Origin of the sequence: Lutispora saccharofermentans, assembly GCF_024363565.1 — a bacterium.
Taxonomy (GTDB): domain Bacteria; phylum Bacillota; class Clostridia; order Lutisporales; family Lutisporaceae; genus Lutispora; species Lutispora saccharofermentans.
This window is the reverse complement of the sequence record NZ_JAJEKE010000006.1, coordinates 40,771-64,290: the sequence shown is the minus strand read 5'-3', so window position 1 is coordinate 64,290 and position 23,520 is coordinate 40,771. Positions and strand designations below refer to the sequence as shown.

Genomic DNA, 23,520 nt, shown 5'->3' with positions numbered 1-23,520 from the left:
CGGACAAGGGACGAAGGCAATTCGCGGTACCACCCAAGTTGAATAAATAAGCTTAATACATCTATTTAAAAATGAATGGTCTTTTGTTCAACCTGATAAAAAAACCTTCATCCCAAACAAGGGACGAAGGTAATTCGCGGTGCCACCCAAGTTAAATAGATAAGCTAAAAAAGCATCTATTCCTCTCAAAGCCCATAACGCAGGCGAAGCGGACAAACTTTTCATTTGCAGCTTGGAGGGCGGGTTCAATAGAAATAATCTTGGAAAACCTTTCAGTCGGTGAGTCTTCCTTCCTTTTAGAATCCTTCTATTTACTGATCCTCTTCATAGCCATTGATATTTATGATTAAGTATACAAAAGAAAGTATAAATTGTCAAATAGTTTTTGAATTGAATTTATATAAATTTTATCTCATATAATTTACAGAAAGATATAAGGGGAGGTCAGCAGATGTGGAATTGTCCATTGTATAGAAGATGTTTACGGTGTTATTACTACAATTTAGGACATAAGATGATGAGAGCTTATCGAAAGGAATTTACTCTGGATGAATTGGCTATGTATAATGGAAGCGGAGGCAGGCCTGCATATGTGGCTGTAAATAGTATTGTTTATGATGTGAGCAATGAAGCTTTCTGGGGCGGAGGCACACATTTCGGGCTTTATGCGGGCAAGGACCTGACAAGTCAATTCCTAAGCTGCCATGGCAATCCCAAAATATTGAGCGTACTGCCTAAGGTTGGCATAATAAAGGCTTAGACTCGGAGGTGTGTTGATGAAAAATCCTGTTCTATGCCCTGTTGTTGATGCTAAAAATGTGACCGCAGCAAGAATAATCGATTTAGCCATAGAAAAGAGCCGGCAAATGCCGGAGAGCAAGATGAATCTGATATGGCTTGAGGCTGCGGGATGTTCAGGAAATATCATATCACTCCTGAATGCGGATAATCCGGGTGTGGGATACCTGCTGAAAAGCATGGTGAATATGACTTATTCCAACAGCTTGATGCAGGCTGAGGGTGAAATGGCTTATGAAAAGCTCGCAGATACTCTTAACACGGAATTTATTTTAGTTGTTGAAGGGGCAGCAGCAACAAAGGACAACGGAAATTACAATATTATAGCCCGCCATGGCGGCAGATTTATCACTGCATTGGAAGCAATCAAAGCAGCCGGGGAGAAAGCTAAATACGTGTTGGCTGCAGGAACCTGCGCCTCTTACGGGGGGCTGTCGGCAGCAGAGCCGAACCCATCAGGGAGTGTCAGCATAGACAATGTCCTAAGCAGAGAGGTTATAAAAGTTCCGGGCTGTCCAGGCCATCCCGATTGGGTTATCGGCACCATTGCCCACCTGCTGTACTTTGGCAGGCCGGAGCTTGATGAGCAAAACAGGCCTGTAATATTCTATGGGATCACTATTCATGACCGCTGCACCAGGAGGTCGTATTTTGACCGGGGAATATTTGCAAAAAAGCTGGGTGATAAAGAATGCATGTTTAAAATAGGCTGCAGGGGGCCTGCTACCAAGACGGACTGTCCTGTAAGGCAGTGGAACAGCTATGTGAGCTGGCCTATAAGGGATAATACCCCCTGCATAGGATGTGCTCAGGAAAGATTCCCTGATGGGATGGAACCTTTTGTGAGATATTGAACGAGTGGAGGTGCATCATGGCAGAAACCGTAATCATCAATCCGGTTACAAGAATAAGCGGTTTTATGGAGATAAAGGTGGAGATAGAAAACCATATAGTTGCGGATGCGAAATGCAGCGGTCTTTTGTTCAGAGGCTTCGAACGCATGCTTAAAGGCAGGCCGCCTTTAGATGCAATATATTTTACAGAAAGGATCTGCGGCATTTGTTCGACGGCACATTCCATGGCTTCGTCTTTGGCCCTGGAAGAAGCGCTCGGAGTACTTCCGGAGCTAAATGATAAATATATCAGAGACTTTATGCATGGATGTGAATTTATACAAAATCATATAAGGCATTTTTACCAGTATACCTTACCCGATTATGTAAGAGGAGTGAATATATCCGCTCTGAGGTATGAATCCCATGACGATTTCAGATTACCTCAGAAGCTGGATAATTTGCTGACCAAGCATTACTTTGAATCCCTGGAATACAGCCGGATGGCCCATGAGATGCTGGCGGCCTTGGGCGGAAAGGCTCCGCATAATCACGGCATATTTGCCGGAGGGGTCACGGTGGATATGGAAGCAGATAAATATATAAAAGTGAAATCAATATTGGATAAAATAATTGCCTTCGTTGAGATTGTCATGATTTATGATGCAAATATCATTGGAGAGTATTACCCTGAATATTATTTTATGGGAGAAGGGTATGGGAATCTTTTAAGCTATGGAGTTTTTGATTATCAAGACAAAGAGATCAGATATATAAGTCCAAGGGTGTTTTATGACGGAATATATGAAAAGGCTGACCTGAGCAAGGTTACAGAAAGCATCTATAGCTCCTGGTACAAAGCTCCGGTAAATGAAAGGCAGCCGCCGGGGCAGCCCGTTGAGGAAGATTTTCACAAGGATGATGCGTACACATGGGTGAAATGCCCTCGCTATGAAGGGCTGCCAATGGAAGTGGGCCCCCTGGCAAGGATGTTCCTGAGCGGCGATTACAGAAGAGGCATCTCTGCAATGGACAGGACCATGGCAAGGGTATTGGAGATTGATAAAATAGGGCATATAATGAAGGCCCTGCTGAATAGGATAGAATTGAAAAGGTCATCCCAGAGAATATATGACATTCCGCAAAGCGCAAAAGGCACGGGACTTATTGATACAACACGGGGTGCTTTGGGGCATTGGATCGCCATTGAGGATAAAAAGATTTCTAATTATGATATCATAACTCCCACGGCCTGGAACTTATCTCCCCATGATTCAAAGGGCCTTTTGGGGCCGGTTGAAAAGGCTTTAGCAGGTACAAGAGTCGAAGATATAAAAAATCCTGTTGAGCTTGGAAGAATTGCAAGAACCTTTGACCCCTGCGTATCCTGTGCTACCCATGTTATAAGCGATGAAGCAGAGCCCTTCAAAATTAAGATTGTATAAGCCCTATGCATAAGAAGGTAATTGCAATAGGGAACAGGATCATGGGGGATGATGCTATAGGCTTATCGGTGGCTGAACAACTGGAGGATTTTTTAGTAGAATCCGGCTTTGAAGTTGTATTGGGAGAGACGGATGTTGAATATTGCTTGAGAACAATAAAAAAAGGAGATTTTATAATAATTCTGGACGCTGCCTGCAGTGGAGAGACACCGGGAACTGTGAGGCTCATACCTATCGAAGAAGCAATGATGAGATGCGGTAGATGCAATTCCCAGCATGAAGCAAACCTGTTGCTTTGGCTGAATATATACGGCATTGAGATTAAAGGCGCCGTATTGGCTATTGAGATTTATGACATTGAGCCGAATTGGGGATTGAGCCGGGCCATGGAGGAGATTCTGCCAATAGTTTGTGAGAGGGTGAAGGATAAGATTATATTTATTTTGGGGGAGGGATATCATGCATGATACATTTTTAATCAAGGGCATATATGAGGAATTAATAAAAATATGCGATAAGTACGATATCATAAGGCTTGATAGGGTTGTCATGGAAGTCAGCAGAAACAGCCATATTGACGAGGAGGAGTTTATTGAATTTCTAAAGGAGCAGAACGATTCAATAATGGGAGAATGGACAACAGCGGATATAAGAAAAGAGGATATTGAGGAAAATACGGCAATAATATATGTTCTGGAAGGAAAAAGAAATGATGCTGTCATTGAAAACTAACGATGGAAAAGAAATAAGCTGCAGCAATGTGCTTGTCAAAGCTGGGGAGCTTCTTGCGGGAGGAAATATAGTTGCAGTAAAAGGGATCAGCGGATATCATCTTGCCTGCAATGCGAGGAATGAGGGAGCAGTCCAAAAGCTTAGAGACAGAAAAAGAAGAAAAGACAAGCCTTTTGCATTGATGGCTAAGGATATGGAGACGGTCAAAAAGGAGTGCCTGGTAAGCTGCGAAGAGGAATGTCTTCTTCAAAGCTGCAGGATGCCTATTGTCTTGCTTCACAAAAAGGCTTCCTGTGACTTGACCGGAAATATAGCGCCAGGCATGAAAAGATTGGGAATAATGCTGCCCTATACTGATATCCATGCTTCGCTGTTTTGTGATGACCTGGATTTATTGATAATGACCAGCGGCAATATAAGCAACTCACCGATACAATATAAGGATGCCGGTGCAATAGCCCACTTATCGGGTATAGCTGATTACTTTCTATATCATGATAATGAGATCGATATACCTCTGGAGGATTCGGTTTTCAAAGTCTTTGAAGGCAGGGAATCCGTAATAAGAGGAGGAAGAGGCTTTGCTCCTTTTAAAATCCATATGGGGAAGGGGAGATATGAGGTACTTGCCTTAGGTTCGGAACTAAAAGGCGCTTTCAGCGTTTTAAAAGACGGATATGGATACTTGAGCAGATGCTTTGGAGACTTAGGAAATAAGGAGGTCTTTGAAATATATCAGCATGCCTTAGACAGATATTTGCAGGATATAGGTTCACAGCCTTCAGTCATTGCCTATGATATGCATCCCTATTATACCACGGCCCAATATGCATCAAAGCTGGAAGGGATAAAGGCGGCCGTCCAGCATCATCATGCCCATATGGCAAGCTGTATGGCAGAGCATAGCCTTCACCGGAAGACAATAGGGATAATATATGACGGTACCGGCTGGGGAACAGACGGTGCAATATGGGGAGGAGAATTTTTTATCGGCAGCAGAGAAGCCTTCCATAGGGCAGGGCATTTTAAGTATGTAAGCCTTCAAGGCGGCGATCAATCCGTCAAGGAGCCCTGGAGAACCGCATTAAGCTATCTGCATTCTATTGGTTATGCAGAGAAGCGGAATATTTCCCAATGGAATAAGGAAAAATCAGCCGTTGTGGAGCAGGCCCTAAAAACCGGCTATAATTGCTATGCTTCTTCAAGCCTTGGAAGGTTGTTTGACTGTGCAGCTTCCTTGCTTGGCATTTGCCAACGGATTAATTATGATGCCCAGGCTGCAATATTGCTGGAGAGCATATTGAACCCCTATGAGAAAGCAGGCTATGAATATAAAATATATGAAAATAATGGAGGACGGCTTGAAATAGATTATAAAGGAATAATTGAAGGCATAATGAGGGATATGGATAATAATATAGCAATCGGGACAATATCCTCAAGGTTTCACAATACCATATGCGATATAACGCTGGATATGGCGTTAAAGATAAGGAAAATATCAAATGTTGAGACCGTGGTATTGAGCGGCGGCTGCTTTGAAAATACGTATCTATTGAAGGGCGTTTTGGAGAGGCTGAGAGGGGAGGGCTTTGATGTGTATTATAATCAGCATATCCCAATAAATGACAATGGCATATCCATAGGCCAGTTGGCTGCAGCATCCGCCTTATACAACAGGGAGGTGCCATAATGTGCATTGCGGTGCCTGGCAAAATAATATCAATAAGCGGCTATTATGCTGCTGTTGATATTATGGGGGTTATGGCTTCGGTGTTTATCGGATTATTGGAAGATCCGAAGGAAGAGGATATGGTATTGATTCATGCAGGATGTGCAATTCAAAGGATTGATCAAGAGCATTTTTCTTATCTGGAAAAAGTATTTACTGTTATGCAGGAAGAGGTTCATTGAAATATGGGTAACAACCTTATTGCTGAGCTGATAAAGGCTATATGGACATATATGGCTGAGGTCAAAGAAATAAAAATAATGGAAGTTTGCGGAACTCATACCCAATCTATTGCAAAATACGGCATTTCCTCGGTGCTGCCTCCCGGTATAAAGCTTTTATCCGGTCCGGGCTGCCCTATCTGTGTCGCTCCGGCAAGCTTTATTGATGATGCGGTCAGGCTTATGATGATGGACAATGTCATTGTAGCCACCTTCGGAGATATGGTAAGGGTTAAAGGGACAGAAACAAGTCTGGATAATAGCAGGACAAAGGATAAAAAGCCGGCAGTTGTTTACTCGCCTCTAGAAGCATTGGAAATAGCTGAAAATAACAGGGATAGGACGGTCGTTTTCCTTGCAGTCGGCTTTGAAACCACAGCGCCTGCTATTGCAGCTATGATAAGGCATGCTGAAGAAAAATCGATACACAATATTAACGTATTGACCTCCATAAGGCTGATGCCGCCGATTCTGGAAATAGTGCTGGAAAAACATGATGGAGAGCTCGGCGGAATGATATGCCCCGGTCATGTAGCCACCGTAATGGGGGAGGAATATTTCCGCTTCCTGCCTGATAAGCATGATATCTGCTCCGTCATATCAGGCTTTGATGCCGCCGATATATTGGGGGCAATATATTTAATAGTGCAAAGCAAATGCGGGGACAAAAAGCCAGAACTAAAGAATATATATAAGCGCTGTGTCAGCTTTAATGGCAATGAAAAGGCAAAATCATTGATGGGGGAGGTATTCACCGCTTCTAAAGGTCTATGGAGGGGAATAGGCTTAGTAGGTGATTCGGCATTGGTATTAAAGGAAAGATATATGAAGTATGACGCTGTATATAATTTTAATCTCAGCCCGCGGGACCATGAAGCCGCAATGGAATGCAGCTGCGGTGATATACTCATGGGAAAAAGGAGCCCCGGGGAATGCCGCTTGTTTGATTCCGCATGCAGCCCGGCAAACCCTTATGGCCCTTGTATGGTATCGACAGAAGGTTCTTGTTCTGTATATTACAGATATAGAAGGTGATGTATTTGAACGAAGATAAAATTACTTTGGCCCACGGCAGCGGAGGCATTAGCACAAGAAATTTAATAAAAGATATCTTTTATAGGCATTTCAATAATCAGAAGCTCATCGACGGACTGGATTCTGCAGTGTTTGAAGCACAATCAGGCAGATTCGCTTTTACAACTGATTCTTTTGTAGTAAAGCCTATATTTTTTTCCGGAGGGGATATAGGCAAGCTTGCTGTATGCGGCACCGTGAATGACTTGGCGGTAGCGGGGGCAAAGCCTTTATATCTGAGCTGCGGATTGATAATAGAAGAAGGCTTTCCAATAGGAGCTTTGGATCGGATTGCTGAATCTATGGCCCGCACTGCTGATGCATCGGGAGTCAAAATTATTACGGGTGATACGAAGGTCGTTGAGAAAGGCTGTGCCGACGGAATTTTTATCAATACCTCAGGTGTTGGAATATTGGATAAAAGCTATGTGACCAAAAAAATTATGCCGGGCGATGATATCATCGTAACAGGCACGATAGCAGAGCATGGCACAGCGATATCCAGGGATCGCTATGGCTTAAAGGTAGATGGAAGCTTTATGAGTGATTGCGCGCCAATAAACCATATCATTAAAGCTCTCCATGGGTATATGGAGAGCATAAAGCTGATGAAAGATCCTACAAGAGGCGGAATTGCCACTGCTCTAAATGAAATTGCAGAACACGCCGGAAAAAGCATACACATATTCGAGGAGAACATCCCCATAAGAAAAGAAGTACAGGCCTTAAATGAACTATTAGGAATAGACCCTTTATATTTAGCCTGCGAAGGAAGGGCCGTAATTGTAGCTGATAAGGCGGAATCAACTGAAATACTCGCTCGAATCAGAGTCCTTGATGATGGCAAGGAGGCCCAGATAATTGGTTGCGTTGAAGATGCTGAAAACACAAATGTTTATATAGAAAATTTTTTTGGAGGAAAAAGGATACTGGCATCCTTGGAAGGGAATATGCTGCCAAGGATATGCTGAAGGCTTGAAATCATGTATTTTAAAAAAAATTTTTACAAATAATATTATTGCGTTACAAAAAAATATTATGGAGGTATGGATTTTGAATGCAGGAGTAAGAAACAAAATATCGGGCGAAATTGAAGAAATCAAGGCGGACGGCATTATGGCAGAAATAAAAATGCGCGGCACATGAGCCGGCGATGCATTAAGATTTACGTCCGTGATGACGAAGGAAAGCTTAGATGAGGTTGGTTTTCAAAAAGGCGATAAGGTCGATGCATTGGTAAAGGCTATAAATGTCGTGTTTGTAAGGCACTGAAAGCTGTAACGGAAGAGAATCCCTGCAATGTTTTCATGCAGGGATTCTCTTCCGTTATCTTAATTTTTGATCGCATAAGAATCTATAAATATTTATACTATTTCAATAGAATATATGATAAAATATTAGGCAGTGATGGGGCTCACTGTAAATGCTTTAGGCTGATGGCTCCTATTTTAGTGTTTCTTTACTAAAATAGGAGTTTTTTCATGTGAATAGGATTGCAAAGTAATTTTTTAATAAATACATTAACATATAAAAGAAAGGGAGAGATCTCAATTGGATTTTAATTGTGAAGTTAAAAACATGTACTGTGTAGCAAGAGCAGCTGGTCATGGTTCTGCTCCTATTCCCCAAGAAGGGAATTGGACAAAAGCGAAGGAAATAAAAGATATTTCAGGTTTAACCCATGGCGTTGGTTGGTGCGCACCTCAGCAAGGAGCCTGCAAGCTTACTCTTAATATAAAAGATGGGATGATAGAGGAAGCACTGATTGAAGTTCTGGGATGCTCCGGTATGACCCATTCATCGGCTATGGCGGCGGAGATATTGCCTGGTAAAACTATTCTTGAAGCTTTGAACACAGATCTTGTATGTGATGCGATCAATACCGCTATGAGAGAGCTATTTTTGCAGATCGTATATGGTAGAAGCCAAACAGCTTTTTCTGAAGGAGGGCTTCCTGTAGGAGCAAGCCTTGAGGATTTAGGCAAAGGGCTTCGAAGCCAGGTAGGCACAATGTATGGTACTGCTGCTAAGGGCCCTAGATATCTGGAGCTGGCAGAAGGCTATATTACAAGCATTGGGTTGGATGAAAACGATGAGATAATCGGTTATGAATTTGTGCATTTTGGTAAAATGATGGATATGGTAAAAAACGGGGTCGACGCAAATGAAGCATTGGCGAAAGCAAAAGGTGCTTACGGAAGATATGGTGAAGCGGTAAAAGTTATAGATCCCAGGAAAGAATGATTGTAGGAGGTCAGCAGAAATATGGAATTATTTGAAGGTTATGAAAGAAGAATCAATAAAATCAATGATGTTTTAAATAAATATGGTATTGATTCTATAGAACATGCAAAAAGAATATGTGATGAACAAGGAATCGATGTATATGGCATAGTTAAATCCATCCAGCCTATATGCTTCGAAAATGCATGCTGGGCTTATATGGCTGGTGCAGCTATAGCTATTAAGAAGGAGTACAAAGAGGCAGTTGGTGCTGCAGAGGCCATCGGGGAAGGCCTTCAAGCATTCTGCATACCGGATTCTGTTGCAGATCAAAGAAAAGTGGGTATCGGACATGGCAATCTTGGTGCAATGCTGTTAAAAGAAGAAACAAAATGCTTTGCATTTCTGCTACAAGATTTCAGCATCCTGTCGCAGGCACTTATAAGAAGGAATGTTATGAGTCAGGCAAGAAATACTTTTCAGTAGCATCGGGAGGAGGCACCGGGAGGACCCTCCATCCTGATAATATGGCAGCAGGCCCTGCATCCTATGGCATGACGGATACAATGGGAAGAATGCATCCTATGGCATGACGGATACAATGGGAAGAATGCATTCTGATGCCCAGTTCGCTGGTTCATCCTCTGTCCCGGCTCATGTTGAAATGATGGGTTTCATAGGAATGGGCAATAACCCAATGGTTGGCGCCACCGTCGCAGTTGCGGTTGCCGTTGAAGAGGCCATGAAAAATAGATAAAGCCACATTATTAAAAATGCAAAATGCATATGCTGATATAAAGCTTATAAAAGATAACTATCTATCATGAAGGTTCCATTATATCACTCTGACAACAATGAAAAAGGCATTCGCTTTACCTCAAGCGGATGCCTTTGCTGTATGAGCGATTTATTTTAATACATCTTTGATGCTTTTTATGCTGCTTTGATAGAGTATATAATAAGAAACCTTATCTATAAATTTGCTGTAACCTTTTAATGTGTGATACTCAAAATTATTTCTCAGCTTATAACCGCTGATAAAATAGGACGCCATATGGGAAGCATCCATATCTGTTTTGATCTCATCGCGGATAGCCAAGTAAGCTTTGGGTATCAGAGGTACATTCTCCAGTTTTAAGAAGCTGCTCTGCAGATCCTTTATGAACTCCTGCTGCCTGTAAACCCTGCCTATGTCTCCTTTGCCATCGCTTCTATATCTCAAATATTCGAGAGTCTGTATCCCATTGAGCTTGATGCTGCCTTTTTTTAGCGTAAAGCATTTATTAAGCTCCCGGTCCCTTATCTTTATTGTCTGGGGAATTGTCACAGTGAATCCGCCCAGAGCGTCCACACCTTTTTGTATAGCTCTGAAATTAAATACGAGGTAATTGTCAATCTTTGTGTCAAGAAGATTTTCTACAGTAGATTTACATAGTCCAATGCCGCCGAAAGCATAGGATGCATTGATCTTGTGGGTGCCTTTCCCTTTTAGCTTTATCAAAGTATCCCTGGGTATGGAAATAAAATTGACTCTCTCATTTCTTATATTCACCAAAATAATTGTGTCGGCTCTGGCCGGTTCGTTCTTTCTGGCATCTATTCCTAATATCAATATATTTTTATTGATTTGACTTGGGGTCGGTTTAAACGGAAATTTAATTTCACCTTGAGCAGATTTATTGTCCTCGATGATTTCCTTATCTTCCTTATTTTCTTTAACTTCTTTGGTTTCCTTGACTTCTTTGGCCTCCGGTACTTTGGTCTCAACAGCATTTGCATTGATTTTGCCGGTACTGTTGCAGCTGCATGCAATAAGCATGATAAGTAAGGCTATGATAACAGCACGTGCCGGTTTTTTTATATGAATAGTCATTTTTATATTTGCCACCTTTCAGAGATTAACTATCGAATAAAATGCTTAAATATATTATTTGCAGAAAAGATATTTCTTTTCATAAACGGCAATGCCAAAAAATTCATGTGTTTTTGCAAAGAAAATGTTGATGTTTTTGCGTCTAAGATATTAAATCTGTTGATTTTACATTAAAGGAGGATTTTTCGTGATAAATAAAAAGCTATTGATAGCAGCAGTATTGGCTATGAGCGTATCAATCAATACAGGCTGCGCTAATGTTGATAAACCGGCGGCACCGGGAGGTACAAATATCACTGAACCGGATAAAAGCCAAAATGGTTCTGGCTTTGACGAAGCCAGGCAAGAGAGCATCATGAAGGAATATGAAACCATTATTGCTAAAGAAAACAATATTTCCGAATATATTTCCTTCGCAGATAAGAATATCAGCGCTTTATCGCCGGAGAATGCTTCTAAGCTAATAATCAAGCTGGAAGGAATACAAAAGGATTATCTGCCTAATCTGGAAGATAAATACTATACTACCGGTAATATTCAAAGCACCCTTGAAGAACTGTACAAGCCTGAATATGACTTGTCAAGCATTGATGCGGCTGATGTTAAGGACGAAGAGGTAAAAAAGGTCCTCGAAGAGACCATAAAACTAGGCTATAAGATAGAGACAGCGGAAGGCATGTTTTTCCCGATCATTGATTACAGCTTCTATGAAAAATATTCTTCCTATGCAGCTGTCGATATCAAGGACTATATAACCCTTATGACAGCAGAGTCTGACAAGGTGCCTGCAAAGGATGCAGCATTGGTAATAAGCTGGGATGAATTGTTTGACAGAGCCTTCAAACAAGAGAAGTTTTTGTCACAGCATAAGGATTCGGCAAAGTACGAAGAAGTGAAAGACTTATATAAAAAATATGTGACCTTTGCGGCATACGGCTTAAATAACACTCCGCTTTTTGCCTATGAAAATAAAAAGATGAATGCTGATGCTAAGGCTGCATATGAAAAGGCCGTTGCACAGGACAGCAATCTGGCTCAGGTGCTGAAGGCATACTATGAAGCTATAAAAAAAGATGGTTTTAAGCTGACTGATAAGGTAAAGAGCTATCAGGGCGATTTGATCAAGAATGAAAAGTTTTTGCCGTAATAAACTTTTAAAACATTGAATAATATTGAGTATGATGCTAAAATTAATAGCAAATAACTAGAATTTTTGAGGTGTGAAATGAGGAACGTGTTTTAACTATTATTAATCGAATATTTCTTGAACCGATGCCCGCAGATGAATTGTGCGCTTTCACAGGCATCGTTGAGAGATGATGGTTAAAACACTTATCATATACTGAAGTTACTGTTGTTTGTATAATTGCATTTTGCAAGTTTAATGCTGCAGCCGAGCACTAAGTGTTTTGCTGCAGTTTTTGTTTTTCCATCCTCTCTCTACAAACATTAAGGGAGATGATATTTTGAATCTGAATTTTGAAAACATAAGCAAATCCTTTGGAGAAAGGGAAATATTGATAAATGTATCCGGACGCATCAGCCAAAACGATAAAATTGGGCTTATCGGTGCAAATGGCATCGGTAAAACCACTCTGGCTAAAATACTATCCCGCAATGATACCCCTGATTCGGGCAGGATCACCTGCTCTCCTACAAACATGAAGGTTTTTTATATCGACCAGCATCCTGTATTTGAATCAGGGGCGACAGCATTTAAAGAGCTTTCCAAAATACTGACGGAATCGAATAAGCATATGGGTGCCGAATATATAATAAATAAGGCTTTGAACGCCTCGGGCATAAAAGAAGATCTGTGGGGCCAAGATATCTCAGAGCTAAGTGGGGGCGAGAAGACAAAAGTGGTGCTCTGCAAGGCAATGCTGGCAGATTATGATCTGCTTGTTCTTGATGAGCCTACCAACTATCTTGATATGGAAGGCCTCCGGTGGATAGAGGAGATGCTTAATAATATCGAAAAGCCTATGCTCATCATATCACATGACAGGTATTTTCTTGATAAAGCGGCAAATAAAATATGGGAGATGACCTCAGGAGGCATCAAGGCTTATGAAGGCAACTACACTTCATATAAAAATCAAAAGGATATCGAGTTGAAAAATGTAGAGAAGGAGTATGAAAAACAGCAAGTAAAGATGGAGCATCTGAGAAGGGCAATAGGCGAAAGGCGGCAATGGTTTGAGAGGGCACATAAAGCAGCAGGGCAAAGTGACTTTTATCGGGCCAAGGCCAAAAAGCATATGAATGTTCTGAAGGCAAAAGAAAAGGAATTGGAAAGGGTAGAGCAAGAGAAGGTTGAAAAACCAAAAAAAGTTGCAACCCCCGCCTTTGATATCATTAATAAGAACATAGTAAATAAGAAACTGCCGCCTTATTTGATACAAGTTAGAAACCTGAGCAAATCCTTCGGCGATAAAAATATTTTGGATTCGGCCTCCTTCAATGTGACGCGAATGGATAAAATAGCTCTTATAGGGGAAAATGGAGCAGGCAAGACAACCTTATTGAAAATAATTAATGATGATGACCATGAATATGAAGGATCGGTGGTCGTGAGCCCTTCAACAAAAATTGGCTACTTTGCACAAGAGCTTAATGGCCTGGATTATGACAAAACCGTACTGGAAAATATAATTATGGAAGGTGCAAGCGAAGCCGAAGCAAGGCTCCTGCTGGCATGTCTCTTGTTTAAAGGCGATGAAGTGTTTAAGAAAGCAGGAATTTTGAGCATGGGAGAGAAGTGCAGGGTTGCATTTGCAAAGCTGATCATCTCAGGAGCCAGCCTGCTGATATTGGACGAACCAACCAATTACATGGATATCGAATCCAGGGAAAAAATAGAAGAAGTGCTGGAGGATTATTGCGGAAGTATTTTGCTGGTGTCGCACGACAGGTATTTTATAAGCAAAATTTCAAACAAAATAATCAAAATAGAAAATCGAAAATTAAAGATATATGAGGGCGATTATGAGCATTATCTGGAAAAGTCCAGAGAGGAAAAAGCAATAGATGAAAGCCCTGTAAATTATGCGAAGATCAAGGAAACCATCAACCTTTTGGAATGCGAGCTGGCTTATATGGGGGGCAGATTGGATGGAGGTTTGGATGAGGAGGAAAAAAATAAGTTAAATAACAAGTATATTGAGACAGCGAGACAGCTAAATAAATATAAGGATATGATCAAGTTAAGGAATTAACGACCCTTGAATAATTAGGCAAATATGGTACAATATTTACAAGAAAAGGACTATTTCCGGGCAGCCAGGCTTTAAGCCTGCTGCTTTTTACTATGCGACATTCATACATATTTCCCGGGAAAACGCATATTATGTCAAATTATGCCGCTGCTGAAATCATTCGATTGAGGAGATGAATCCATGATAATTGATATCCCCGGCTTTGTAGAAAATATATTGCAAAGATTATCTGACAACGGGTATGAGGCTTATCTTGTAGGCGGATGCATCAGAGATATATTGATGGGAAGATCTCCGAAGGACTGGGACATCACTACTTCAGCCATGCCTGACGAAGTTTTGAAAGCGTTTTATGATAAAAGAGTTGTCGCTACCGGTGAGAGATACGGCACTGTGACGGTGATATACCAAGAGGGAAAGGCTGAAGTCACGACCTTTAGAAGCGAAGGTGCCTATAGTGACGGCAGGCACCCGGATTGGGTCCGCTTTGAGAAGTCCATAGAAGAAGATTTGAGCAGAAGAGACTTTACTATCAACTCTATAGCCTGGAACCAGGGCGAAGGCCTGATAGACCCATTCGGAGGGATCAAGGACATCGGTCAGGGACTGATACGCACTGTGGGCAATCCTGAAGACAGATTCCGGGAAGATGGCTTAAGAATGATCAGGGCTGTAAGATTTGCGGCAAACCTTGGCTTCAGCATCGATAAGCTTACGCTTACAGCAGTAGAGCAGCTTGCAGGGATGATCGGCATGATAAGCGCCGAAAGGGTGAGAGAAGAGCTTTTCAAAATTCTTATAGGACCCAATCCGTCTTATGGGATAAAAACTATGCTGGAAGCAGGGCTGATTAAATTTGTGCTGCCTGAAATACTGGCTACTGTAGGGTTTGAACAAAACAACCCTCACCATGATAAAGATGTATTTGAGCATACCCTGTGTGTTCTGGAGCAAACCCCTGATACTCTTCACATCCGCCTGGCGGCGCTTTTCCATGACGCAGGAAAGCCGTACTCCTATACATTGGACGATGAAGGGATAGGGCATTTCTACGGGCACAATGAAAAGGGGGCAGAAATTGCTGTCAAGGCGCTTAAACGTTTGAGGTGCTCCAACAAAATAATAAAGCAGGTTGCATTATTGGTGGACTACCACATGCGACATTATAGAAGCAATGAAAGAAGCAAGCTGAAGAGATTGATAGGCGAGATAGGAAAAGAAAATATATTCGATTTATTAAGCCTCCAAAAAGCCGATGCGATGTGTAAAAAAAAGCAGAAGCTTATAGCTGCAGCAGCAGAGATGGAAAGCACGGTGAGGGATATAATCATTAAAAATGAGCCTGTAAATATTGAGGATCTGGCAATCAACGGTGATGATCTAAAGCATATAGGGTTTAAGCCGGGGGTGCAGATGGGCGAAATCCTAAATGAGCTTTTGAACTGTGTTATTGAAGAACCCGGATTAAACAAGAAGGAATCTTTGATTCATATTGCTCAAACAAAATGTACAGGTCAAATTACTGATTGATGTAGAATTTTACATATGTTATATTTCAAATATATATTCAATCCGATGGGTTGTAAGTTTCATCCGGAGGTCAATATTAAAAAAGGGGGATTTATCATGTTCAGAGAGATGAGAAGAGACAATAAGGCTATTACTCATGAAGCAGCTATAGAATTATTACATAAATGCGAGTACGGCACTTTATCAACTATAGGCAGTGACGGCTATCCTTATGGAGTGCCTTTGAACTATGCATGCAAGGATGATGCTCTTTACTTCCACTGCGCGACGGAAGGCCACAAGCTTGACAATATAGAGAAAAACAGCAAGGTTTCCTTTTGCGTAGTCGGTGATGCTAAGGTGATACCGGAAAAGTTCAGCACAAAGTACGAGAGCGTCATAGTATTCGGCAGGGCTAATATAGTAACGGACGACAATGAAAAGAAGGCCGCTCTTTTTGCGCTGATCGAGAAATATGCGCCTGATTATACGGAAAGCGGCAAAAAGTACATATCAAATGATTTTAACAAGATAAAAGTAGTAAGGATAGACATTGAACATATTACGGGGAAAAAAGCAAAAGAATAAGCAGTCATCGCTGCTTATTCTTTTTGCTTACTTTATCTTTTCAACAAAATTCTTTCCGAATTCTTTGCATCTGTTTAGTGCTTCTTCATCAGGGTTCCACAATTCCTTGATAGGTTCGCTTACCACTGTAAAGCCCGCTCTGGCCAGTTCATCACTGATGATTTTAGCGGATTCTCCGCTCCAGCCATAGGCTCCAAAGCCTGCACCCTTTTTATTCTTAAACGACAAGCCCCGCATCATCTCCAATAATCCCATGACGGCATAGGATAGTCCCTTGTTTATGGTAGGAGAGCCCACCAATACGGCTTTGGATTTGAATACCTCTGTCAATATGTCGTTTTTGTCGGTATGATCTGCATTATATATTTTAACGGTGACATCCTTATCTGCTTCTTTTATGCCCTCCAATATATATTCAGCCATTCTTCTGGTTCCGTGCCACATGCTGTCATATATGATGGTGATTTGATTCTCCTGATAATTATTTGCCCATTCAAGATATTTTTTTACTATCTGTGCCGGATCTTTTCTCCATATTATACCATGACTTGGACATATCATATCCAAAGGAAGATTTAAGCTCAAAACTTCTTCAACTTTCTTTGCCACAAAGGTGCTGAAGGGCGTCAAGATATTTGCATAATATTTCATGGTTTCCTGGAATAATTCTGCCTGGTCCACCAAATCATTAAACATTGGTTCAGCGGCTAAATGCTGTCCGAAACCATCATTGCTGAATAGGATATTCTCGCCGGACATGTAGGTAAACATGGTATCAGGCCAGTGAAGCATCCTTGCTTCTATGAAGGTCAATTTGCTCTCTCCTATGTCCAGCACATCGCCTGTTTTTACGGTTACAAAATTCCAGTCTTGATGATAATGTCCCTTTAAGGATTTCACTCCATTTGCAGTGCAGTAGATCGGTGTGTTTGGAATCAGCTTCATCAGCTCCGGCAAAGCACCGCTGTGATCGATCTCTCCGTGATTGGCAACTATGTAGTCTATTTCATTCAAATCGATTTCTTTTTTCAGCTCATCGATAAATTCTTTAGCAAAGGGCTGCCATACGGTGTCGATCAGCACTGTTTTTTTGTCACGCACCAAATAGGCATTGTAGGATGAGCCCCTATGAGTGGAGTATTCTCCTCCGTGAAAAGTCCTTAATCCCCAATCCGTTTTACCGACCCATGTTACTTTTTCTGTAATTTTAAATCCCATGTTACTCCTCCTTATATAATCAAAAATTTTATCAACGCTAAAGTCATCCAAGTATTTTAGCTTTATTCGATGGCTAAAGGCCACTAATTTGATAATAACATATACAATAACTATTATCAATTGCCACAATCCATATTAAATTATGCTTGTGCAAAATTATCAATTGCACCAAAATACTACAACATCTCACATATTTATGCAAAATATGCGGGGAGTATTTGAAAAATTCTGAATAATAGATAAAATAGAATTAACACGGATATATAGTTTTGCCACTAAGTTATTGCTATTAAACATGACCTGTAAAATTATTTATGAGAGCGAGGTAATAAAATGCAGGCAAAAAAAAGTATAGTCGGGAAGATACTATTTAGCAGTTTACTTATGGTGCTATTAATTTTTACAGCTATTTGCTATTTCAATCTTAATACCAACCAGAAAACCTTGGAAGGCTATGTTGCTGAAAATATTATATCTGATTCAAAGCTCATAGCCGAATCAATAGACAAATTTTTTTACAAGAACGGTATTATATTAGAGCAAGCTGTAAAAAACGGAATTTTTAAAGAGTATATGAAGATAGCCGACAACAGGGAGACTCTCAGTGCCTTTGAAGGCTACGACGCAGTTATTAAGGAGCTCAATGCAATAAAAGAACTGGATTCCAACATTCTTTCCATATATGTGGGGCCCAAAAAGGCCGATACTATATTAGCCCAGGACGGATGGGTAGGTCTGGATGATTTTTCTTTAAAGGAGAGGGTATGGTATAAAAGGGTCGTTGAAAAAAATGGGTTGATATATAGCGGAGCTTATGTAGATGCGATCACCGGCAAAATGGTGATTACCATAGCGGCACCAGTTTATGATGGGGGAGAAATGCTGGGCGCCATCGGTGCGGATCTTGCAATAGACAGCTTGCCGGCGATCATCGGACAGTATGAGATAGAAAATGACGGATATACCTTCTTGCTGGACAACGAAGGCATGGTTCTATATCATCCGGATCAGGAAAAAGTATTGAGCGAAGTATTGCCTGAGCTTGAGGGCGATATAGGTGCCATAGGATCGAGGATGATTGCCGGGGAGAGCGGGTATGGAACCTATGATCTGGATTCATCTAAAAAAATAATTGCTTATGCGCCGATCAAATCAAATGGCTGGTCTATAGGAGTTACCGTTGAAAAGAACAAGGTCATGTCAGAGGTTTATAAATCGACCAAGCAAAATATTGTCGTAAGCTTAATAAGCTTGATCATAATAGGCTTGGTATTATTCATGATCACAAAAGCAACCTTGAAACCTATTCCTCCCCTGCTCAGCAACATTCGTGCGATTTCTCAAGGAAATCTAACCGTTAGGGCAGATATAAAGACAAATGATGAGATAGGAGAGATCGCTTCGGCTATAAATCAAATGGCAGAGGCTCAGCAAAGGATAATAAGCAGTGTTATAGACACCTCAGAAAACATCACTGATGCGGTGAACAATACGGAGAGCAATATCAGAAAATGGAATGAGAGTGTTGAAGAAGTATCGGCAACTACCGAAGAAATATCTGCCGGGATGGAGGAAACGGCAGCAGCAATGGAAGAGATGAATGCGAATTCTCACGAAATAGAGCAGGTTTTGGATGGAATATGGGAAAAGGCCAGCGCCGGTGTATCTTCTGCAAAGGATATAAACAGCCGTGCCCTGGGCTTGAAGGAGGATGCATTGCAGTCCAAGGAGAGCGCATATAAAGTATTTTCTAAGACAAATGATAAGCTAAGGAGTGCTATTGAGGAATCAAAGACAATAAACGAGATAAGGATTTTGTCGGACTCTATATTATCGATTACTTCTCAAACCAATTTATTGGCCTTAAATGCAGCAATAGAGGCTGCCAGGGCAGGAGAGGCAGGCAGAGGCTTTGCTGTTGTAGCTGATGAGATACGAAAGCTTGCAGAAGACTCAAAGAATGCTGTTACGAAGATTCAAGAAGTAACTCAGGGCGTATTGGAATCTGTAGATAAACTGGTTGACAGCTCCAATGAGCTTCTGGATTTTGTAGATAAAAAGGCAATAAAGGACTATGGAATCTTGGTCAATACCTGCGAACAATACAGCAAGGATGCTATATATTTCGAAGAACTGGTAGGAGATTTCACCTCTTCCTTCTCTATGCTGAAGTCAACCGTGCAAGGAATGGTAAAAGCTATAGACGAGGTAAGCCTGGCAACTAATGAAGGAGCGGAAGGAACAACAAATATAGCTAAAAAATCAAGTGAAGTGATGGAAAGATCAGCTGATGTTATACAGCAGATGCGATATACCAAAGAACATGCCGATAAGCTTGTGGAGATGGTTTCAAAATTTAAGGTATAACGTATGAAATTAAATCATATGCCGGCAATTTTGTTTGATGATACTTCAAGGCCGGTTTATTTAAGCGATATGAGGAATAATAAGATAGAAAAGAATTTAGGAGGTGTATGGATGTCAATAAATAAAGATATGACCATAGGAGAAATAGTAAGAAAATATCCGGAAGCCATTGAGATTCTTATGAGCTTCGGAATGGGCTGTGTAGGCTGACCGTCGGCACAAGCGGAAACTCTGGAAGAGGCAGCCATGGTTCACGGTTTTAATGTAGAGTCATTACTGGAGAAATTAAATGAAGCAGTGAAGCAATGATTAAATGGGTAAAGAGCAAAGTTGCTCTTTACCCCTATTTATTGTCATATATAAGTTTAGCTTCAGAGCCTTCCAGCAAAAATATTCTCTCAATATCATCGCTGACCATTGACGAAATCTCTTCGGAGGCTCTGAATTTAACACATACACCGCAGCTGGAGCTGAGCTTTCTTGGAACCGGCATGGTTTCTGAAGGTATGCCCTTCCCTGATAAAAATCTGCTGTATTTTATTGCGCCGAAATGTGTAAAAAAAGTCACGATATACTCCATGGTGGTCCTACTTGGTCAGGATGAGGATATAATCGCTGCCCTTTTGTGCAACCTCCACTTTATATCCGGAGTTTCCAGCAAAGCGGCTTATATTTTCTTTTGCTGTCGTATTGTCAACCAGCACTTCCAGACCTTCGGGACTTTTTAAAAGTGCTTTTTTTGTCATTAGAACAGGTTCTGGACAAGATCTTCCTCTTGCATCTATTGTACTATGCTTCAATTTGCACATCCTCCTTCATTTTTAAGTCAGCAGACTTCTCAATATTGAAATACGCAATAGCGAATACCACAATAAAACCAAGAACTACCGCTATTTGTCCATTTGGTGTAGGGCCATTGGCAGATGAGGCCAGCTTGAAATTATGAGCAAAGGCGGCACCAAAGGTAAGCCCCATTATAGTTATCACTGAATCTATATTACCTTCGGAGGCCAGTATCAGCTGTCTTAACGGGCATCCTCCCAGCAAGACTGAGCCAAAGCCGGCTAAAGCCATGCCAAGGAAATTCCATAATCCATCCGTATGGGCTATAGGTTGAGCTGCAAAGCCAAGCTTGAATTGTCCCAGGATTATGCTGCCAATTAATGCTGCAGCTAATATGGCGATGAAGCCGGAAATAAGATGCCAGTCCTTAAATAATATCAGGTCTCTTATGCCGCCTACCGTGCATAATCTGGTTTTCTGAGCCAATGCTCCTACTATAAGTCCGGCAGCCAAAGCTGCTATGATAGGTGCATGAGCCGCTCCCGGTCCTTTTTCGCTGAAGATGAGAAGGGACGGAACAGCAAGCAATATAACGAATAATGCGGCTATAACACCGGGGAAAAGTAATCCCTCAAAGGTTGGGAGACTATATGTTCTTTTCAAGCTAAAGCCCTTGTTAAGAAAAACTATGCCAAGGAATATCCCGGCTGTGAAGCCTGCCAGTCCTACTATAGCATTTAGATCGCCGCCTGCAAGTCTCAGTATCATTCTTAAGGGACAGCCTAAGAACATTAAAGCACCGACCATCACTATGAAGCCCAATATAAATCTGGAGAAGGGTGCAGATCCGCCGCGCACACTGAACTCTTTGCCGGCAATGGCCATTAAAAAAGCGCCGATGACAAGGCCTATTATCTCAGGACGTACATATTGCACCACTTCTGCTCTGTGAAGTCCTAAGGCGCCTGCAATGTCCCTGATAAAGCAAGCTATGCAAAAACCCATGTTGCCGGGGTTGCCCAACTTGACTAATAACACAGCTATAATACCGACTACGGCCCCGGTAAAAATAATTCCTTTATTTTCTTTCAATTTTCATACCTCCTATAAAGTATTGCAAATTAAGTATATTACAAATCGTTAAATAATTGTCATTCAATATATCTATAATCCGATATGGGACTATAGAAACTATCAATGCATGATTTTGTAGATAATAGGATGGATTTGTAGTAATATAAAATATAGGAGGGATCTGCGTGGAGCGAGTATATTTGGATAATGGAGCTACATCATATCCTAAGGCGCCAGGTGTAGCTCATGCTATGATAAATTACATAGAAAATATAGGCAGCAATATAAACAGAGGCGGCTATAAAAGTGCCTACTCGACAGCCGAAGTAGTCTTGGATGCAAGGGAAAGGCTATGCAGTCTTTTTGGTTATTCAAACAGTAAAAATGTAATATTTACTCAGAATATAACTCAAAGCTTAAATTTCATAATTAAAGGCCTTCTGAAGCCCGGAGACCATTGTATTGTTACTTCTATGGAGCACAATGCAGTCATGAGGCCTGTGATGCAGCTGCATAAAAAGGGTGTAGAATATACGAAGGTTAAATGTGACATTCAGGGGAAATTGAACCCCAATGATATACTGGAATGCATAAAGGATAATACAAAGGCAGTGATAATGACTCATGCTTCAAATGTGTGCGGTACGATCATGCCCATATCTGAAGTGGGAGAGCTGTGCAGGCAAAACAGCATCAAATTTATTGTGGATTCTGCACAAACCGCAGGGGCAGTTGAAATAGATATGAAGAAAATGAATATTGATGCCCTGGCTTTTACTGGCCATAAGGGACTTCTAGGGCCTCAGGGCATAGGCGGCTTTATCATCACCGATGAAATGGCGGACCTAATGGAACCCTTGATATCGGGAGGGACCGGAAGCATGTCGGACTCTGAAGAAATTCCGCCCTTCATGCCGGATAAATTTGAATGCGGTACTATAAATATACCTGGTATTTTCGGATTGAACGAGGCTTTGAAATACATTGAAAAAGAAGGTATAGAGAATATCAGGAAGGCAGAAATGGAGCTTACTGGTTTATTCATTAACGGCATTAAAGCTTTAGAAGGGGTAAGGCTTGCAGGATTAGACGGAATTGAAGGCAGAACAGCTGTCGTATCAATAGATTGCGAAGGAAAGGATAATGCAGAGGTATCCTATTTGCTGGATAAGGACTTTGGCATAATGACCCGATGCGGGCTTCATTGTGCACCTTCGGCTCATAAGACTCTGGATACCTTCCCCCAGGGAACTGTCCGTTTTTCTTTCAGCCACTTCAATACGGAGAAAGAAATAATTTATGCTCTGGATGCATTAAATAAAATATTAAATAGCATATAATCCGTTATAATAAGCTGTATGGGAAGTCCCCATACAGCTTATTAGCTTTCGGCTTTAATTATTTGAAGGGCTGTTCCAATAAGGCATGCCAGAGCCATGGCATCCGCCTCTTCCCATCATTCCATATCCGAATCCGTTTTCTTCATGCCATTTTTTCATCTGCTCAAGGCCCTGTTTATAACCTTCAGCTTCCTTTTGAGATATGGCACCATCCTTTTGGGCCTGGTCTATCTGATCGGCTCTCCAATCCATCATATCCTTGAACCATTGCGGTGTTTTATCTTCGGCAGCAAGAACTATTGATGACAAAGCTATAGCCAAGATGGAAACAATGGTTATTATAAGCAGTGTCCTTTTCATTTAAAAACCTCCTCTAATTTTTTACTGAATTCATTATATATAAATATTATGAAGAAAATATGAAGGTATGGAAGGCTCCAAAATTTATCTTTTAAGTTATAATATAAATTAACGGCAAGCTTGACGCTTAAT

Annotated in this window: 23 protein-coding genes, 1 pseudogene, 1 riboswitch and 1 other annotated feature; of the genes and pseudogenes, 18 read left to right on the top strand and 6 right to left on the bottom strand. The window is 41.2% G+C overall.

All coding sequences use genetic code 11. From position 1 onward, the window contains the following. Positions 1 to 116 precede the first annotated feature (116 nt). Positions 117 to 337: a binding site (T-box leader), on the bottom strand. A gap of 114 nt (positions 338 to 451) precedes the next feature. The 11 genes and pseudogenes from LJD61_RS08575 (at position 452) to LJD61_RS20735 (ending at position 9,815) form a co-directional block, all read left to right on the top strand. After that, on the top strand, positions 452 to 760 hold the full coding sequence (locus tag LJD61_RS08575) for a cytochrome b5 domain-containing protein (protein WP_255227119.1): 309 nt from the start codon (positions 452 to 454) through the stop codon (positions 758 to 760). Positions 761 to 776: 16 nt separating this feature from the next. Beyond that, positions 777 to 1,652 carry a hydrogenase small subunit gene (locus LJD61_RS08570; protein WP_255227118.1) on the top strand — a complete coding sequence of 292 codons (876 nt, stop codon included), beginning with the start codon at positions 777 to 779 and terminating at the stop codon, positions 1,650 to 1,652. Positions 1,653 to 1,669: 17 nt separating this feature from the next. Further along, complete coding sequence (locus LJD61_RS08565; RefSeq protein WP_255227117.1) at positions 1,670 to 3,076, top strand: nickel-dependent hydrogenase large subunit; 1,407 nt, start codon at positions 1,670 to 1,672, stop codon at positions 3,074 to 3,076. Positions 3,077 to 3,081: 5 nt separating this feature from the next. Then, positions 3,082 to 3,543 carry a hydrogenase maturation protease gene (locus LJD61_RS08560; protein ID WP_255227116.1) on the top strand — a complete coding sequence of 154 codons (462 nt, stop codon included), beginning with the start codon at positions 3,082 to 3,084 and terminating at the stop codon, positions 3,541 to 3,543. Then, positions 3,536 to 3,808, top strand: a complete 273-nt coding sequence (locus tag LJD61_RS08555; protein ID WP_255227115.1) for a hypothetical protein — start codon at positions 3,536 to 3,538, stop codon at positions 3,806 to 3,808. Before LJD61_RS08560 ends, LJD61_RS08555 begins: the two co-directional genes overlap by 8 nt. After that, positions 3,786 to 5,501 (top strand): carbamoyltransferase HypF, encoded by a 1,716-nt coding sequence (gene hypF, locus LJD61_RS08550; RefSeq protein ID WP_255227114.1) that lies wholly within the window; start codon positions 3,786 to 3,788, stop codon positions 5,499 to 5,501. Before LJD61_RS08555 ends, hypF begins: the two co-directional genes overlap by 23 nt. Beyond that, positions 5,501 to 5,722 carry a HypC/HybG/HupF family hydrogenase formation chaperone gene (locus LJD61_RS08545; RefSeq protein WP_255227113.1) on the top strand — a complete coding sequence of 74 codons (222 nt, stop codon included), beginning with the start codon at positions 5,501 to 5,503 and terminating at the stop codon, positions 5,720 to 5,722. The genes hypF and LJD61_RS08545 overlap by 1 nt, the downstream gene beginning before the upstream one ends. Positions 5,723 to 5,725: 3 nt before the next feature. Then, on the top strand, positions 5,726 to 6,796 hold the full coding sequence (gene hypD, locus LJD61_RS08540) for a hydrogenase formation protein HypD (RefSeq protein WP_255227112.1): 1,071 nt from the start codon (positions 5,726 to 5,728) through the stop codon (positions 6,794 to 6,796). Between the two features lie 5 nt (positions 6,797 to 6,801). Continuing rightward, a complete protein-coding gene (gene hypE / locus LJD61_RS08535) occupies positions 6,802 to 7,806 on the top strand; it encodes a hydrogenase expression/formation protein HypE (RefSeq protein ID WP_255227111.1) in 1,005 nt (334 codons plus the stop codon). Positions 7,807 to 8,229: 423 nt separating this feature from the next. Then, a riboswitch (Fluoride riboswitch) is annotated at positions 8,230 to 8,288 on the top strand. Between the two features lie 125 nt (positions 8,289 to 8,413). Continuing rightward, positions 8,414 to 9,079: an iron-sulfur cluster assembly scaffold protein gene (locus tag LJD61_RS08530; RefSeq protein WP_408615142.1), complete on the top strand. Its 666-nt coding sequence runs from the start codon at positions 8,414 to 8,416 to the stop codon at positions 9,077 to 9,079. Between the two features lie 21 nt (positions 9,080 to 9,100). Further along, positions 9,101 to 9,815: pseudogene (locus tag LJD61_RS20735) on the top strand (GGGtGRT protein). A 150-nt stretch (positions 9,816 to 9,965) separates the two neighbouring features. Here LJD61_RS20735 and LJD61_RS08520 read toward each other — a convergent pair. Next, positions 9,966 to 10,931 (bottom strand): LCP family protein, encoded by a 966-nt coding sequence (locus LJD61_RS08520; RefSeq protein WP_255227109.1) that lies wholly within the window; start codon positions 10,929 to 10,931, stop codon positions 9,966 to 9,968. 187 nt (positions 10,932 to 11,118) lie between these two features. On the opposite strand from LJD61_RS08520, the gene LJD61_RS08515 reads away from it, so the two are divergent. From LJD61_RS08515 to LJD61_RS08500, 4 genes are all read left to right on the top strand, one after another. Beyond that, a complete protein-coding gene (locus tag LJD61_RS08515) occupies positions 11,119 to 12,078 on the top strand; it encodes a hypothetical protein (protein WP_255227108.1) in 960 nt (319 codons plus the stop codon). 319 nt (positions 12,079 to 12,397) lie between these two features. After that, the gene (gene abc-f / locus LJD61_RS08510) at positions 12,398 to 14,149 is read left to right on the top strand and encodes a ribosomal protection-like ABC-F family protein (protein ID WP_255227107.1); all 1,752 of its coding nucleotides are present in this window, start codon (positions 12,398 to 12,400) and stop codon (positions 14,147 to 14,149) included. Between the two features lie 180 nt (positions 14,150 to 14,329). Next, positions 14,330 to 15,679 (top strand): CCA tRNA nucleotidyltransferase, encoded by a 1,350-nt coding sequence (locus tag LJD61_RS08505; protein WP_255227106.1) that lies wholly within the window; start codon positions 14,330 to 14,332, stop codon positions 15,677 to 15,679. A 96-nt stretch (positions 15,680 to 15,775) separates the two neighbouring features. After that, positions 15,776 to 16,246 (top strand): pyridoxamine 5'-phosphate oxidase family protein, encoded by a 471-nt coding sequence (locus tag LJD61_RS08500; RefSeq protein ID WP_255227105.1) that lies wholly within the window; start codon positions 15,776 to 15,778, stop codon positions 16,244 to 16,246. A 27-nt stretch (positions 16,247 to 16,273) separates the two neighbouring features. Here the strand turns inward: LJD61_RS08500 and LJD61_RS08495 are convergent, their stop codons facing one another. Next, complete coding sequence (locus LJD61_RS08495) at positions 16,274 to 17,464, bottom strand: anaerobic nitric oxide reductase flavorubredoxin (RefSeq protein ID WP_255227104.1); 1,191 nt, start codon at positions 17,462 to 17,464, stop codon at positions 16,274 to 16,276. Between the two features lie 333 nt (positions 17,465 to 17,797). Here LJD61_RS08495 and LJD61_RS08490 point away from each other — a divergent pair, with 333 nt between their 5' ends. After that, complete coding sequence (locus LJD61_RS08490; RefSeq protein WP_255227103.1) at positions 17,798 to 19,831, top strand: methyl-accepting chemotaxis protein; 2,034 nt, start codon at positions 17,798 to 17,800, stop codon at positions 19,829 to 19,831. 111 nt (positions 19,832 to 19,942) lie between these two features. Continuing rightward, positions 19,943 to 20,140 carry a DUF1858 domain-containing protein gene (locus tag LJD61_RS20730; RefSeq protein WP_255227102.1) on the top strand — a complete coding sequence of 66 codons (198 nt, stop codon included), beginning with the start codon at positions 19,943 to 19,945 and terminating at the stop codon, positions 20,138 to 20,140. A gap of 34 nt (positions 20,141 to 20,174) precedes the next feature. On the opposite strand, the gene LJD61_RS08480 is transcribed toward LJD61_RS20730, so the two are convergent. Genes LJD61_RS08480 through yedE form a run of 3 tightly spaced genes read right to left on the bottom strand, consistent with a single transcriptional unit; the run spans position 20,175 to position 21,706 of the window. Continuing rightward, positions 20,175 to 20,399, bottom strand: coding sequence for a DUF3343 domain-containing protein (locus tag LJD61_RS08480; RefSeq protein WP_255227101.1), 225 nt, complete (start codon positions 20,397 to 20,399; stop codon positions 20,175 to 20,177). Positions 20,400 to 20,418: 19 nt separating this feature from the next. Then, positions 20,419 to 20,640, bottom strand: a complete 222-nt coding sequence (locus LJD61_RS08475) for a sulfurtransferase TusA family protein (protein ID WP_408615094.1) — start codon at positions 20,638 to 20,640, stop codon at positions 20,419 to 20,421. Continuing rightward, positions 20,621 to 21,706 carry a YedE family putative selenium transporter gene (gene yedE, locus LJD61_RS08470; RefSeq protein ID WP_255227099.1) on the bottom strand — a complete coding sequence of 362 codons (1,086 nt, stop codon included), beginning with the start codon at positions 21,704 to 21,706 and terminating at the stop codon, positions 20,621 to 20,623. The genes LJD61_RS08475 and yedE overlap by 20 nt, the downstream gene beginning before the upstream one ends. Before the next feature lie 167 nt (positions 21,707 to 21,873). On the opposite strand from yedE, the gene LJD61_RS08465 reads away from it, so the two are divergent. Further along, positions 21,874 to 23,028 (top strand): aminotransferase class V-fold PLP-dependent enzyme, encoded by a 1,155-nt coding sequence (locus LJD61_RS08465; protein ID WP_255227098.1) that lies wholly within the window; start codon positions 21,874 to 21,876, stop codon positions 23,026 to 23,028. 54 nt (positions 23,029 to 23,082) lie between these two features. On the opposite strand, the gene LJD61_RS08460 is transcribed toward LJD61_RS08465, so the two are convergent. Continuing rightward, positions 23,083 to 23,388, bottom strand: a complete 306-nt coding sequence (locus LJD61_RS08460; protein WP_255227097.1) for a hypothetical protein — start codon at positions 23,386 to 23,388, stop codon at positions 23,083 to 23,085. Between the last annotated feature and the right edge of the window lie 132 nt (positions 23,389 to 23,520).

Bases quoted from the DNA above. Each gene is read 5' to 3' on its own strand.
- LJD61_RS08565 (WP_255227117.1), top strand. From the start codon at position 1,670: ATGGCAGAAACCGTAATCATCAATCCGGTTACAAGAATAAGCGGTTTT.
- LJD61_RS08495 (WP_255227104.1), bottom strand. From the start codon at position 17,464: ATGGGATTTAAAATTACAGAAAAAGTAACATGGGTCGGTAAAACGGAT.
- LJD61_RS08475 (WP_408615094.1), bottom strand. From the start codon at position 20,640: ATGTGCAAATTGAAGCATAGTACAATAGATGCAAGAGGAAGATCTTGT.
- LJD61_RS08490 (WP_255227103.1), top strand. From the start codon at position 17,798: ATGCAGGCAAAAAAAAGTATAGTCGGGAAGATACTATTTAGCAGTTTA.
- hypD (WP_255227112.1), top strand. From the start codon at position 5,726: ATGGGTAACAACCTTATTGCTGAGCTGATAAAGGCTATATGGACATAT.
- LJD61_RS08500 (WP_255227105.1), top strand. From the start codon at position 15,776: ATGTTCAGAGAGATGAGAAGAGACAATAAGGCTATTACTCATGAAGCA.
- LJD61_RS08520 (WP_255227109.1), bottom strand. From the start codon at position 10,931: ATGACTATTCATATAAAAAAACCGGCACGTGCTGTTATCATAGCCTTA.
- LJD61_RS08545 (WP_255227113.1), top strand. From the start codon at position 5,501: ATGTGCATTGCGGTGCCTGGCAAAATAATATCAATAAGCGGCTATTAT.
- LJD61_RS08575 (WP_255227119.1), top strand. From the start codon at position 452: ATGTGGAATTGTCCATTGTATAGAAGATGTTTACGGTGTTATTACTAC.
- LJD61_RS08555 (WP_255227115.1), top strand. From the start codon at position 3,536: ATGCATGATACATTTTTAATCAAGGGCATATATGAGGAATTAATAAAA.
- hypF (WP_255227114.1), top strand. From the start codon at position 3,786: ATGATGCTGTCATTGAAAACTAACGATGGAAAAGAAATAAGCTGCAGC.
- LJD61_RS08460 (WP_255227097.1), bottom strand. From the start codon at position 23,388: ATGAAAAGGACACTGCTTATAATAACCATTGTTTCCATCTTGGCTATA.
- LJD61_RS08560 (WP_255227116.1), top strand. From the start codon at position 3,082: ATGCATAAGAAGGTAATTGCAATAGGGAACAGGATCATGGGGGATGAT.
- LJD61_RS08530 (WP_408615142.1), top strand. From the start codon at position 8,414: ATGTACTGTGTAGCAAGAGCAGCTGGTCATGGTTCTGCTCCTATTCCC.
- LJD61_RS08570 (WP_255227118.1), top strand. From the start codon at position 777: ATGAAAAATCCTGTTCTATGCCCTGTTGTTGATGCTAAAAATGTGACC.
- LJD61_RS08505 (WP_255227106.1), top strand. From the start codon at position 14,330: ATGATAATTGATATCCCCGGCTTTGTAGAAAATATATTGCAAAGATTA.